The organism is Streptomyces sp. NBC_01089, from assembly GCF_045162975.1.
In the GTDB taxonomy this organism is placed as follows: domain Bacteria; phylum Actinomycetota; class Actinomycetes; order Streptomycetales; family Streptomycetaceae; genus Streptomyces.
In genome coordinates, this window is record NZ_CP108660.1 from 3453762 (window position 1) to 3467036 (window position 13275).

13 protein-coding genes are annotated in these 13275 nt (G+C 70.6%); 5 read left to right on the forward strand and 8 right to left on the reverse strand.

The genetic code is table 11. The annotated features are described in order from the left end of the window. Positions 1-46: 46 nt before the first annotated feature. On the reverse strand, positions 47-283 hold the full coding sequence (locus OG510_RS15250) for a hypothetical protein (protein ID WP_406137360.1): 237 nt from the start codon (positions 281-283) through the stop codon (positions 47-49). Positions 284-514: 231 nt separating this feature from the next. Continuing rightward, positions 515-1702 (reverse strand): Cmx/CmrA family chloramphenicol efflux MFS transporter, encoded by a 1188-nt coding sequence (locus tag OG510_RS15255; protein WP_406137361.1) that lies wholly within the window; start codon positions 1700-1702, stop codon positions 515-517. A gap of 594 nt (positions 1703-2296) precedes the next feature. On the opposite strand from OG510_RS15255, the gene OG510_RS15260 reads away from it, so the two are divergent. Continuing rightward, entirely contained in the window at positions 2297-3046 is a 750-nt protein-coding gene (locus OG510_RS15260) for a DUF4232 domain-containing protein (protein WP_406137362.1), read from the forward strand. 101 nt (positions 3047-3147) lie between these two features. On the opposite strand, the gene OG510_RS15265 is transcribed toward OG510_RS15260, so the two are convergent. After that, positions 3148-4080: a LysR family transcriptional regulator gene (locus OG510_RS15265; RefSeq protein ID WP_406137363.1), complete on the reverse strand. Its 933-nt coding sequence runs from the start codon at positions 4078-4080 to the stop codon at positions 3148-3150. Between the two features lie 339 nt (positions 4081-4419). On the opposite strand from OG510_RS15265, the gene OG510_RS15270 reads away from it, so the two are divergent. Together OG510_RS15270 and OG510_RS15275 are read left to right on the forward strand one after the other, a co-directional pair. Beyond that, positions 4420-5739: an MFS transporter gene (locus tag OG510_RS15270; protein WP_406137364.1), complete on the forward strand. Its 1320-nt coding sequence runs from the start codon at positions 4420-4422 to the stop codon at positions 5737-5739. 131 nt (positions 5740-5870) lie between these two features. Continuing rightward, positions 5871-6893 carry a hypothetical protein gene (locus OG510_RS15275; RefSeq protein ID WP_406137365.1) on the forward strand — a complete coding sequence of 341 codons (1023 nt, stop codon included), beginning with the start codon at positions 5871-5873 and terminating at the stop codon, positions 6891-6893. Positions 6894-6948: 55 nt separating this feature from the next. Here OG510_RS15275 and OG510_RS15280 read toward each other — a convergent pair whose 3' ends face one another. Next, positions 6949-8232 (reverse strand): geranylgeranyl reductase family protein, encoded by a 1284-nt coding sequence (locus tag OG510_RS15280; protein WP_406137367.1) that lies wholly within the window; start codon positions 8230-8232, stop codon positions 6949-6951. Between the two features lie 99 nt (positions 8233-8331). Here OG510_RS15280 and OG510_RS15285 point away from each other — a divergent pair, with 99 nt between their 5' ends. After that, positions 8332-8859, forward strand: a complete 528-nt coding sequence (locus OG510_RS15285) for a GNAT family N-acetyltransferase (protein WP_406137368.1) — start codon at positions 8332-8334, stop codon at positions 8857-8859. A gap of 104 nt (positions 8860-8963) precedes the next feature. On the opposite strand, the gene OG510_RS15290 is transcribed toward OG510_RS15285, so the two are convergent. Together OG510_RS15290 and OG510_RS15295 are read right to left on the reverse strand one after the other, a co-directional pair. After that, entirely contained in the window at positions 8964-9662 is a 699-nt protein-coding gene (locus OG510_RS15290; RefSeq protein WP_406137369.1) for a demethylmenaquinone methyltransferase, read from the reverse strand. 260 nt (positions 9663-9922) lie between these two features. Next, the gene (locus OG510_RS15295) at positions 9923-10708 is read right to left on the reverse strand and encodes a class I SAM-dependent DNA methyltransferase (protein WP_406137370.1); all 786 of its coding nucleotides are present in this window, start codon (positions 10706-10708) and stop codon (positions 9923-9925) included. 139 nt (positions 10709-10847) lie between these two features. Here OG510_RS15295 and cpt point away from each other — a divergent pair, with 139 nt between their 5' ends. Further along, complete coding sequence (gene cpt, locus OG510_RS15300) at positions 10848-11369, forward strand: chloramphenicol phosphotransferase CPT (protein WP_406142406.1); 522 nt, start codon at positions 10848-10850, stop codon at positions 11367-11369. A 38-nt stretch (positions 11370-11407) separates the two neighbouring features. Here cpt and OG510_RS15305 read toward each other — a convergent pair whose 3' ends face one another. Both OG510_RS15305 and mqnC read right to left on the reverse strand, forming a co-directional pair. Then, the gene (locus OG510_RS15305) at positions 11408-11926 is read right to left on the reverse strand and encodes an imidazolonepropionase-like domain-containing protein (RefSeq protein ID WP_406137371.1); all 519 of its coding nucleotides are present in this window, start codon (positions 11924-11926) and stop codon (positions 11408-11410) included. 7 nt (positions 11927-11933) lie between these two features. Next, on the reverse strand, positions 11934-13148 hold the full coding sequence (gene mqnC, locus OG510_RS15310) for a cyclic dehypoxanthinyl futalosine synthase (RefSeq protein ID WP_164259349.1): 1215 nt from the start codon (positions 13146-13148) through the stop codon (positions 11934-11936). Positions 13149-13275: the final 127 nt, after the last annotated feature.

A 13275-nucleotide genomic window follows, 5' to 3' on the forward strand; every position in this document is an offset into this window, starting at 1 on the left:
GGTGGGCGGCGGGGCCGTGCGCGCGTCCGGCGGCTGTGCTGTGCCGTCAGTACAGCACCCAGAGGGAGATACGCCCCTTGACGTCGACACAGGTGGCGTCCTGGTACTGCTTCTTCGCACGGGGGATGTCCGCCTTGCACGCCGCCATGTTGGGGTACATCTCGGGACCACCGGCGAGGTCGTGCCAGCTCGCGGCCGAGGCGGAACCAGCGGCCAGCGGAATCGCGACCAGGGCGGCGGCAACAGCGGCACCGTAGGTCATTCGCTTACGCCACGACTTCATACATCTCTCCTCAAGCAAGGGGCAGGACCTGGCCCGTTCACCCGAGCCAGGTCGATGTCGCGCCCGAAGAACCCTCGGACATTCGCCAGTGCAACACACAGGCACCACGCACCCCAAAGCCCCCAAGGCCCTTGTTACAAGCCCCTGACAAGGAAGGACGGGCAGATGCTCGCGAAACAGGACTTGGCAGTCCTCCACGACTTCAGGCGAAAAGTCAGAAATTGTCAGTGGTTAATACATGGACTTCTTGCCCCGCATCCGCATCCGCATCCGGGCTCGCACTCGCACCCGCCGCGCAGCCCCGGCCGCGATCAGCGCACAGGCCATCAGCGCACCGCTCACCCAGGCCGGCGCCCGGTAGCCGCATCCGGCGTCCAGGGCCAGGCCGCCCGCCCAAGGGCCGAGCGTGGCGCCCAGGTTGAAGGCGGCCGTGCAGAAGGCTCCCGCGAGCGTCGGGGCCCCGGGGGCCAGGCCCAGGACGCGGGCGATCAGCGCCGTACCCGTTCCGAATGCGAACGCCCCCTGGACCAGGATCAGCGCGAGGGCCACCGGGGCGCTGCCCGCCGTCAGCGCGAGGGCGCTCCAGCCCAGGGTGAGAGCGGCCATGCCGGACGCGATGAGGGCCGTGGGGCGGAGACCCGCGAACCGGCCCGCGACGGTGACACCGAGGAACGAGCCCACGCCGAAGAGAGCGAGGGCGGCCGGCACCCAGCCGGCGCTCAGCCCGGTCTCCCGCGTGAGGAGCGGCTCCAGATACGAGAACGTGCAGAAGGTCGCGCCCTGGACCAGGGCCATGGTGAGCAGGGTCCGCCGGAGGCGGGGGCGGGTCAGGGCGCGCAGTTCGGTGCGTACGGGGACCGGTTCGGCGCCGGGCCGGCCGGCCGGGATGCTCCGGACGACGGCCAGGACCGCCGGTACGGAGACGAGGGCGACGGCCCAGAACGCCGACCGCCACCCCCACCGCTCCCCCAGCACCGCCCCGGCCGGCACCCCGACCACGCAGGCGACGGTGACCCCGCCGACCACGACGGCCGTGGCCCGCGCCCTCAACTGCTCCGGCACCAGGGCGGACGCGGTCGTCAGGGCCACGGCCCAGAAGCCCGCATTGGCGACCGCGCCGGCGAAACGGGTCGCGAGGAGCACCCCGTAACTGGGGGTGAGCGCCCCCAGTACATGCACGGCGACGAACACGGAGAGGAACAGCAGCAGCGCACGCCGCCGGGGCCAGGTGCGGCCGAAGAGCGCCATGAGGGGCGCGCCGATCACCATCCCGACGGCGAAGGCCGAGGTCAGCAGACCGGCGGCGGCCAGCGAGACATTCAGGTCGGTGGCGATGTCCGAGATGAGCCCGGACAGCATGAACTCGGATGTGCCCTGGGCGAAGACCGCGAGCCCGAGGACGTAGACAGCGAATGGCATGGGAGACAGACCCCTCGGTACGAGAACCGTCGTGGACAGACAGGCCGTGTACGGGGATGCGGCGGCGACGGAGCCATGCGAAGGGGTGCCCTTGACCCTGCTCTGCGGGTCAGGCGGCCTCGGTCAGCAGGAACTCGGCCACCGGCGGATCGCCGGTGGCCTCGGTCTGTCGGACTCGGGGCAGGACATGGAAGTGACGGTATCCGGACGGGTGGCCGCGGTGCGAGTGATTACGGGACGGCGTGCGGGACGGGGCGGCGTGCGGGACGGGGCTACGGGACGGCGTGCGGGACGACAACCGGCGCCGGGGCGGGGCCGGGGGCGAGATCGGCTTCCCTGAGGCGGGGATCGGCTCCCGGGAGGCGGGGATCGGCTTCCCTGAGGCAGGGCTCAGCTCCGGGCAGGCCGAGATCAGCACCCGGACTGTCCCGGTTCATCCGCCTTCCCGTAACGGCGTATCGACCCGTGTGTCACAGGGGCGTCTTGATCGGACTCCGGCCAGAACAACTCACCCGGGGGCCGGAATCCCACAGAACAACAACGCCTGCTCAGCCGGAGCAAGCGCACGAGACAACACCGTCCTCAGGAGTACCGATGCGCGCCAAGAAGATCTCCGCACTCGCCCTCGTCGTCGCCGCTGCCGGCCTCTCGCTGACCGCGTGCGGCAGCAGCGACGGATCGAGCGCGTCCGCCAACACCGGCACGTCCACCGCCGCGGGCAGCTCCACCGGCGCGAACAGCTCCACCGGCGACAAGGGCTCGGCATCCGACTCGTCGGCGTCCAACTCCTCCTCGGCGTCGGACTCCTCGGCGTCCAGCTCCTCCACCGCGTCCGGCTCCTCCGCGTCCGGCTCGTCCGCCGACGGCAAGGGCTCAGCCGCGAACGGCAAGGTCACCGCCAAGACCCAGTCAGGCGCGTCGAGTTCCACGTGCGAGGCCGACAATCTCGCCCTCAGCGCCACCTCCGCCGGGGTCAAGAACCAGATCGTCATCAACATGAAGAACACCGGCCCCAGCTCCTGCAGCATGCACGGCTTCCCGGGCGTCCAGCTGATCGGCCCCGACGGCCTCGGCGACACCGGCCCCGACGCCGCCCGCACCGACACCTCGGGCTCCACGATGACCATCGCGCACGGCGAGGAGACCCGCTTCCTGCTCCACTACATCCCGGACACCAGCGGCTCCGGCAAGACCTACACCAGGCTCTCCGTCACCCCGCCCAACGAGCGCGTCTCGGAGATCGTGAACCTGAACAAGCTGGCCATCACCGTCTCCCCCTCCAGCGGCAACGCCCCCGACGTCTACGTCGACCCGGTCGGCTACCACACCGGCTCCGGCAAGTGAGCCCGACAGCCAAGTGAGCCCGACAGCACGGCACTCACTCCGCAACCGCCAACCTGTACAGCCGGCACCGCAGGGCTGCCCCCCATCCCCGCGGGCTCGGGTCACCGCGCCCAGTCCGGCAGCCAGACTCCCGTACCGGGGTGGTGGGCGGCCCGCGACAGGTCGAGGTGGGCGCGGAACGCCGCGAGGGTGGGGTGCGGGCTGTCGCTGCGCCAGATCAGGGAGTGCGGGTAGACCGGCACCGGGTCGTGCAGGGCGATGCGCCGCAGCCCGCGGTCGGCGGGCCAGACGAACCGGGTCCGCTCGCCGATGAAGGTGGTCAGGGCCGGGGATTCGGCCATCGCGTCCAGCAGCGGTTCGGTGCCGAAGCTGGGGCCGCCGGAGTCGATGGTGAAGCCGAAAGCGGCGGCGAGATCGCTGTAGTACACGGCCCATTCGGTCCCCGGGGCCATGTCGGGCATCCAGATCCGCCGCCCGGCGAGCCGGCCCGGGGCGACCGTGCCGGCGTCGGCGAACTCGTGGGCCGGGCCGACCAGGAGCTGGACGGGCTCGTCGAGGACCCTGACCGCTTCGATGCCGTCGGGCAGCTGCCGTACGGGCAGGGTGAGCGCCCGGATCGTCGCGTCGATGGTGCCGGACCGGACGGCCGCGATCGCCGAGTCCGCGTCGTAGTGCGTGACGATGTCGAGTTCCGCGCCGGGGTGTGCGCGGTGGAAGTCACGCAGCAGACCGGCCGGCCCGAACCGCCGGCCGACCACATCGACGCGCAGCGCGCGCCGACCGGGCCGCACGGAGGCGGCCGCCCGTTCCTCGGCCTGCAGAAGATCGCGGGCGTGGGGCAGGAACGCCTGCCCGTCGACGGTGAGCCGGGCCCCGCGCGCCGTGCGGGTGAGGAGCCGCACACCGAGCTCCTTCTCCAGCGTGGCGACGCGTCTGGAAACCGCCTGCTGGGTGACCGACAGGGCTGCGGCAGCCTGCTGGAACTGGCCCGTGTCCACCACGGCGACGAAGGTACGTACGGCATCGAGATCCACGCCGCCCGACTCTAGAGCCTGCGGTCTCCCACGCCTGGTCTCTGACGCCTGCGGTCTCCCACGCCTGGTCTCCGACACCTGCGGTCTCCCACGCCTGCGCTTCCGACACCTGCGGTTCCGACACCTGCGGTCTCCGACGCCTGCGGTTCCGATCTGGCCTCCGTGCCGTTCTCGGCCGTCCGGCCCGGCACTCGGCCTCTCCTGCCCGGCACACAACGTGCGGTTGTCGCTGCGGCCGGGTCGGTTGTTTGACCTGCGGGTGTGCTGCTCGCTTTGATCTCGGGGTCAGCGTCAGCCTGTTCCGGCGGGCGGGCGGAGAGAGCGGGAGGTGCGCCGAGCATGGTGTCCAGGCGGTCGCTGGGGCGGCAGTTCGGGTGGCTCTGGGCGGCGTACGCGGTGAGCACGCTCGGCACCTGGCTCGCCTTCGACTCGTTCTCCCTGATCGCGATCCTCGCCCTGCACGCCGGGACGACCCAGGTGTCGCTGCTGGCCGCCGCCGGGCTGGCGGTCGGCGCCGTGGTGGCGGTGCCACTCGGGCCCTGGGTGGAGTTCCGCCGCAAGCGGCCGGTGATGGTCGCGATGGACCTGATCCGGTTCGCCGCGCTGATGACCATCCCCGCCGCCTACGCGTTCGGCCTGCTCAGCTTCGCCCAGCTGCTGGTCGTGTCCGTGGTGGTCGGCGCGGCGGACATCGCCTTCACGGCCGCGAGCGGTGCCTGTATGAAATCGCTCGTACGGCAGGAGGACCTGCTCGTCGCGAACGGCCGGTTCGAGTCCACGACCTGGACCGCCACCATGCTCGGGCCGCCGCTCGGCGGGGCGGCGATCGGGATGTTCGGTCCGGTGCTGACCGTGCTCGCCAACGCGGTCAGCTATCTGCTGTCCGCCGCGGGCATCCGGGCGATCGGCGGCGAGGAGCCGCACCCCGAACGGCCGGCCCGGCCACAGCCGCCCGCCGGTGAGCCACGCACCGGTGATCCACGCACCGGTCGTCCACACACTGGTCGTCCGCGCGCCGGTGATCTCCTCGACGGGTGGCGGTACATCCTCACACACCCGACGCTGCGCCGGCTGTTCTTCAACTCGGTCCTGAACAACGGCCTGATCATGGCGGTATCACCGCTGCTGGCCGTGCTCATGCTCAGCCACCTCGGCTTCGCCCCCTGGCAGTACTGCATCGCCTTCGCGGTGCCCTGCGTCGGCGGTCTGATCGGCTCACGGGTGGCACGCCCCCTCGTCACGCGATACGGGCAGCACAAGGTGCTGCTCGCCGCCGGGACGCTGCGGGCGTGCTGGTCGATCGGGCTGGCCTTCGTCGGTCCCGGGATCGCCGGGCTGGCGCTCGTCATGGCCGTCGAGCTGGGGCTGACCACCTGCTCGGGCGTGTACAACCCGGTGCTCGCCACCTGCCGGCTGGAGCAGACCGCGCCGGACCGGATCGCCCGCACCCTCTCCGCGTGGTCGGTCACCAGCAAGGCCGGCATCGCGGCCTTCACCGCCCTGTGGGGCCTGCTGGCCACGGCCACCGGCCCCCGTACGGCGATCGGGATCGCCGGACTGCTGCTCCTGGCCACCCCGCTCCTGCTGCCGCGCCGCAGCCCGTCAGCCCAGTCGGAACCGGAACCGTCACCGGAACCGGCCCGGAGCGCTGCGGGCTGAAGCGAATCGGACAAGAGCTGTACAAGGATGTTCGTTTTGATTGACTCCCTGATCTGACATGAGCATGGTTTCTGCGTACTCCTCAGCCCCCACCTCTGAGAGGAACGCATCCCGTGAGACGTATGGGACGTATGAAATCCACGGCAGCCGCGCTCGGCTCCACCGCCGCTCTGCTCCTGGCCTGCGGTCTCGGCACCGCCGCCACCGCATCCGCGGCACCCGCCCACGGCCACACGGCCACAGCCGCCACCTCCAGCTCCACAGCCGCCACCCCCACCACCGCCGCCACCGCACGCCAACAGGCCGCCGACGTCTGTGCGTCCGCCGGCGCCGACTCCGGCCGTACGGTCCACGGGGCACTCTCCCGCGACCAGGTCCACCACCAGCTCTCGGCCCTGACCGCGCCGCACCGCGAGGCCCGCGGCTACTCCGCGTCCGGCCTGCCCGACAAGGGTCCGCTGCGGGACGGCGCCCCCGGCCGCGGGCTGCTGACGGACATCCACCCGGCGCAGGGCACGTCCTTCAAGGAGATCAGCGGCAGCGACGGCTCCTGCGCCACCCAGTCGGTGTCCGCACAGCTGACCGTCCAGGACAGCTCCACCACGATCTACACCCCCACGATGTACCCGGCGGGCGGCTCATGCATCGAGCTGGTCACCGTCTACACGCAGTCCGGCCGCTCGGTCTCCGCCTGGGACTGGTGCGACAGCGTCGCCTTCGAGGCGTCGGTGCCCATCGACAGCGCCTTCCTGAGCACCTACACGGACGGCACGTCCAGCGCGTACACGGGCCGGGTCGTCAAGACCGACGCCGCCACCAACTCCTGGACCGCGGGGCTCTACAACTACCGGACCGGCTCCTGGGACACCCTCTTCACCCAGTCGGGCCAGAACCAGTCGGGCCGCAACACCGGCTGGGACATCAACGAGCTGTACTCCCAGGTCGGCACCTCGGGCCGGTCCGCCGCCTGCGACGCCATGGCGGGCCAGACCTTCGAGTCCAGCAACATAACCGTCCGGATCAACGGCAGTTGGACCCCGGCATCGCCGGACAACTCCGACACCACCTATGACTCACCGGCCGGTTCCTTCTACTGCCCCGACCGCACCTATCAGATGGTCAGCGCGTACGACCACTGGAAGGCCGTGGGCTGACGGACCCCCGTGCGTAAGCCGTCCCGGCCGCTCCGGCGCCGGGACGGCCTCCACTTCAGGAGTTCGGTGCCACCTTCGACAGCCCGTTGATGATCCGGTCCATCGCGTCCCCGCCCGTCGGGTCGGTCAGGTTCGCCAGCATCTTGAGCGTGAACTTCATCAGCACCGGGTGCGTCAGACCGCGCTCGGTGATGAGCTTCATCACCTTCGGGTTGCCGATCAGCTTCACGAACGCGCGGCCCAGCGTGTAGTAGCCCCCGTAGGTGTCCTTGAGGATCTTCGGGTAGTTGTGCAGCGCCATCTCGCGCTGCGCGGGCGTCGCACGGGCCGCCGCCTGGACGATCACGTCGGCCGCGATCTGGCCGGACTCCATGGCGTACGCGATGCCCTCACCGTTGAACGGGTTGACCATGCCGCCCGCGTCACCCACGAGCAGCAGGCCCTTGGTGTAGTGCGGCTGGCGGTTGAACGCCATCGGCAGGGCGGCGCCGCGGATCGGCATCGTCATGTTGTCGGGGACGTAACCCCAGTCCTCCGGCATCGACGCGCACCACGACTTCAGGACCTCACGCCAGTCCAGCTCCTTGTAGGCGGCCGACGAGTCGAGGATGCCGAGGCCGACGTTGGAGGTGCCGTCGCCCATGCCGAAGATCCAGCCGTACCCCGGGAGCAGCCGGTCCTGCGGACCGCGGCGGTCCCACAGTTCGAGCCAGGACTCCAGGTAGTCGTCGTCGTGGCGCGGCGAGGTGAAGTACGTACGGACCGCGATGCCCATCGGCCGGTCGTCGCGGCGGTGCAGACCCATGCCGATGGAGAGCCGGGTGGAGTTGCCGTCGGCGGCGACGACCAGCGGGGCGTGGAAGGTGACCGGGGTCTTCTCCTCGCCCATCTTGGCGTTGACGCCGGTGATCCGGCCGGTGCGCGGGTCGGTGATCGGGGCGCCGACGTTGCAGCGCTCGTGCAGCCGGGCGCCCGCCTTCTGCGCCTGACGGGCCAGCTGCTCGTCGAAGTCGTCGCGCTTGCGGACCAGGCCGTAGTCCGGGTACGAGGCGAGGTCCGGCCAGTCCAGCTGGAGGCGCACGCCGCCGCCGATGATCCGCAGGCCCTTGTTGCGGAGCCAGCCCGCTTCCTCGGAGATGTCGATGCCCATGGAGACCAGCTGCTTGGTGGCGCGCGGGGTCAGCCCGTCACCACAGACCTTCTCGCGCGGGAAGGCCGTCTTCTCCAGGAGCAGGACGTCGAGTCCGGCCTTGGCCAGGTAGTACGCGGTCGTGGAGCCGGCAGGGCCTGCCCCGACGACGATCACATCTGCGGTGTGCTCGGAGAGGGGCTCGGTCACGGCGGGAACTCCGGAAGACTCGATTTCGCGTGCCACGGGGCACTGGACAGGTGCAGTCTATGGGGACCTCCTGATCGATCAGCTGAAGGGTTGGCCGAAGTGAACGAGCCTGCGCCGGTCGTCCGGCTGCGCGTCCCCACCGAGGAGGACGCCCTCGCCTGGCACCGGGTGTTCGACGACCCGGACGTCATGGAATTCCATGGTGGTGCGTCGAAGGAGTTGTCGGCGTACGAGGAGTTGACCGCCCGGCAGCGCAGACATGACGCCGAGCACGGTTTCTGCTTCTGGACCATGCTCGACGAGGACGGCGAGGTGATGGGATTCACCGGCGCGCAGCCCTGGCCGCAGGAGAACTTCGGGCCGGTCGGCAAGATCGAGATCGGCTGGCGGCTCGGGCGGAAGTACTGGGGCCACGGCTATGTCACGACGGCCGCCCGCATGGCGCTGGAGCGGGTACGGGCGGCCGGCGTCGGCGAGGTGTACGCGATGGTCGACGCGGGGAACGCCCGGTCGATCGCGGTGACGCGGCGGCTCGGGATGGAGCTGCACGAGACCTTCATGACCCCGGTGTCGAAGCGCAGGGGCCACTGCTTCCGCCTGGACCTGGAGGAGGGGACGACGGCCTGAGCAGAAGGAGCAGCAAGGAGGGGAGGGCAGGTCAGAGAGATGCCCTCCGCTCCCGGCTCCCGGCTCCCGGCTCCCGGCTCAGTCCGTCGGCTCAGTCCGTCGGCTCAGTCCGTCGGCTTGAACCCGCGGTGCAGGGCCACGATGCCACCGGTCAGATTCCGCCAGGCGACGTCGGCCCATCCGGCCTGCTGGAGGCGGGCGGCGAGCGCGGGCTGGTCGGGCCAGGCGCGGATCGACTCGGCGAGGTAGACGTACGCGTCCGGGTTGGACGAGACGGCGGTGGCGACCGGGGGCAGCGCGCGCATCAGGTACTCGGTGTAGACGGTACGGAAGGGGGCCCAGGTCGGCTGCGAGAACTCGCAGATGACGACCCGGCCGCCGGGCTTGGTGACCCGGTACAGCTCCCGCAGCGCGGCGTCCGTCTCCTGGACGTTGCGCAGCCCGAAGGAGATCGTCACGGCGTCGAAGACACTGTCGCGGAAGGGCAGTTTCGTCGCGTCGCCCGCGGTCAGCGGGAGGTACGGATGGCGCTGCTTGCCGACCTGGAGCATGCCGATCGAGAAGTCGCAGGGCACGACGTACGCGCCGGTCTGCGCGAACGGCAGCGAGGACGTCGCGGTCCCGGCGGCCAGGTCGAGGATCTTCTGCGCGGGGCGCGCACCGACGGCCTTGGCCACCTCCTTGCGCCACAGCCGCGCCTGCCCGAGGGAGAGCACGTCATTGGTCAGGTCGTAGTTCGCCGCCACGTCGTCGAACATCGAGGCGACTTCGTGCGGCTGCTTGTCCAGGGATGCTCGGGTCACCCGCCCATTGTGTCGTGCACCCCACCGGAGCCGGGCCACAGGGGGGCGGCCCGCGTGGCACGGGACGGGACGGGCCGGGCGCCGCACCGCGCCCTCCCTTACGATCAGGCCGATCAAACGGGTGTGGCGAGTTCTGGTGGTGGGCGGCTGGACGCTCACCCAGACCCTGGACGCGGGCATCAGACCCACGAGCGGCCCGAGCCCCTCTCCCACACCCCGCCCGGCCGTTCCGTGCCCGTCCGCTGCCCCGCCCCGCACGGTCAGGCCACAGGCTTCTCCCAGACGGAGACGTGCCGCCCGCTCTCACTGGTGAAGGGCGCCCGGCCCCACCCGTCCCACCGCTCACGCAGCCGCAGCCCGGCGAGCTGGGCCATCAGATCGAGTTCCGCCGGCCACACGTACCGGAACGGGATCGACCGGTACTCACCACGGCCGTCGACGACCTCGACGTAGTTCGAACTCATCCCCTGGGTGGCGACGTCGTACAGGTCGAACGCCCAGCGCGTCGGCCCCGCCCGGAACGGCACGGCTGACTGCCCGGCCGGGAGCTTCCGCAGCTCCGGGACAGCGACCTCGATGACGAAACAGCCACCGGGCTCCAGATGAGCGGCGGCGTTGCGGAAGCAGGCCACCTGGGCTTCCTGCGTCGTCAGATTCATGATGGTGTTGAAGACGAGGTACGCGAGGGAGAAGGCCCCCTCCACCCGGGTCTGCGCGAAGTCCCCGATGGTCACGCCGATCGCGTCACCGCCCGGCTTGGCGCGCAGCCGGGCGACCATCGCCCGTGACATATCGATGCCATGGACCGGAACCCCACGCGCCGCCAGCGGCAGTGCGATACGCCCCGTACCGATGCCCAGCTCAAGGGCGCGCCCACCACCGGCAAGCTCGGCCAGCACACGGGCGGTGGCGTCCACGACGTCGGGCCGGAATTCCTCACTGCCCGAAGAGTCGTCGTACCCGGCAGCGACACTCTCCCCGAAGTACCCGTCCTCGCCCGTGTCACCCGTGTCGCCCGTGTCGCCCGTGTCACCCGTACTGTCCATCGCCGGACCGTAACGCGAACTGCCTTTGCCCGCTTGGAATTTAGGCGGGCTGCGGCAGTTTGGAGAAATGCCCCGCGCCGACCGAAAAGCGTCTCGCTCATCGCCTCGGTGCCTCTACGGTGGCGCCGTGATGACTCAGATGATCGTTCTCAACGGTGGGTCCAGTTCGGGGAAGTCCGGGATCGTCCGGTGCCTGCAGTCCGTTCTCCGGGATCCCTGGCTGGCCTTCGGCGTCGACACACTGGTCCAGGCGATGCCCCCGTCAATGCGGGCATCGGATGCAGGGATCGAGTTCGGCGCGAACGGCGAGGTGGTCGTAGGGCCGGAGTTCCGGACGCTGGAGGCGGCGTATATCCAGGGCATTGCCGCGATGGCGCACGCGGGCGCCCGAGTCATCGTTGATGAAGTGTTCCTCGGTGGAGCGGCATCCCAGCGGCGGTGGCAGCAGGCTCTTGGCGGACTGCGGGTGCTCTGGGTGGGGGTCCGGTGCGAGAGCTCAGTCGCCGCGGGCCGCGAGGTCGCACGAGGCAACCGGGTCACCGGTATGGCCACCACACAGGCAGAGGTGGTTCACCGAGGCGTGAGCTATGACCTGGAGGTGGACACGACGCACCGCGAGTCAATGGAATGCGCGCGGACCGTCGCCGCTCGTGTCGAGTGACCGACGCCTGGCTGCCTGCTGATCCGGTCCACCGACGGTCACCGCGCCCGGTGCACCATGCGGCCCGCGATGCAGGTCACCAGGCAGGTGCCCTCGTCGTCGTACACCGCGAAGTCGGCCCGGCCGGACACCGTGAGGGGGCGGGGCTCCGGGGGGCCGCCCCCGGCGGACACCCTGATGCCCGAGCGGTCGACCGCCGTGCGGACGGGTGGGCGGGTGAACGGTCCGGCGAGCGACGTCGTGCCCGCCGCGAGCAGTCGTTGCAGGCCGCGCCTGGCGCTCGCGCCCCAGCGGACCTCCGTCATACCGAGCGCGGCCAACGCCTCGCCGGTCAGCGAGGCGGAGCCCAAGTCCTCGCGGGGGTCGGGCCAGTAGGCCGCTTCGAGGAGCGCGGGTGCGTCCGGCTCGTGGCGGCCGGGCGTGAGCGTCCCGTCCCAGTCGCGCAGCCGGGCCCGGTCCCCGTACGCCGTGTGCAGGTCCTCGTACGGGCCGAGCGCCGCGACGCGGTCGCCGTCGACGACGACCGCGTCCGCGCGCGCCCGGTGAAGCGTCAGCAACGGAGCCTCAGTTGGCGTCGAGGAGCTTCAGCTCGGGGTGGGCCGTGCCGCCCTCGATCGCCGTGGACGAGATGTGCGAGACGACGCGGTCGTCGACCGGGTCGTTCGCCGGGTCGTCGTGCACGACGAGGTGCTCGTACGTCGTCGCGCGCTGCGCGGGGACACGGCCGGCCTTGCGGATGAGGTCGATGATCTCCATCCGGTTCGACCGGTGCTTGGCACCGGCCGACGAGACCACGTTCTCCTCCAGCATGATCGAGCCGAGGTCGTCGGCGCCGTAGTGCAGGGACAGCTGGCCGACCTCCTTGCCGGTCGTCAGCCAGGAGCCCTGGATGTGGGCGACGTTGTCGAGGAACAGCCGGGCGATGGCGATGATCCGCAGGTACTCGAAGAGGGTCGCCTGCGTGCGGCCCTTCAGGTGGTTGTTCTCGGGCTGGTACGTGTACGGGATGAAGGCGCGGAAGCCGCCCGTCCGGTCCTGCACGTCGCGGATCATCCGCAGGTGCTCGATGCGCTCGGCGTTGGTCTCGCCGGTGCCCATCAGCATGGTCGACGTGGACTCGACGCCCAGGCCGTGCGCCGTCTCCATGATTTCCAGCCACCGCTCGCCGGACTCCTTGAGCGGCGCGATGGCCGTACGCGGCCGCGCGGGCAGCAGCTCGGCGCCCGCACCCGCGAAGGAGTCGAGCCCGGCCGCGTGGATCCGCGAGACGGCCTCTTCGACCGACACCTTGGAGATCCGCGCCATGTGCTCGACCTCGGAGGCGCCGAGGGAGTGGATGACCAGCTCCGGGTACGCCTTCTTGATGGCCGAGAAGTGCTCCTCGTAGTACTCCACACCGAAGTCCGGGTGGTGCCCGCCCTGGAACATGATCTGCGTACCGCCGAGCTCGATGGTCTCGGCACAGCGGCGCAGGATGTCGTCGAGGTCGCGGGTCCAGCCCTTCTCGGTGTCCTTCGGGGCCGCGTAGAAGGCACAGAACTTGCACGCCGTGACGCACAGGTTCGTGTAGTTGATGTTGCGCTCGATGATGTACGTGGCGATGTGCTCGGTCCCGGCGTACCGCCGCCGGCGCACGGCATCGGCGGCCGCGCCCAGCGCGTGCAGCGGGGCGTCGCGGTACAGGACGACCGCTTCCTCGGGAGTGATGCGCCCGCCTGCGGCGGCACGGTCGAGGACGGCTGCGACATTTACAGACGTAAGGTCGGCGTTCTCGGTCACCGGGCGGGTCCTTCCCAAGGGGCTACTGACGACCGATCCAGCCTACGCCAGCCCCCACGACGAAAGATTGCGCCCCCTTTGTCGGGTTTTCCCGGGAGGAATTTCCCAGCCCGTCCGGCGATTGAGG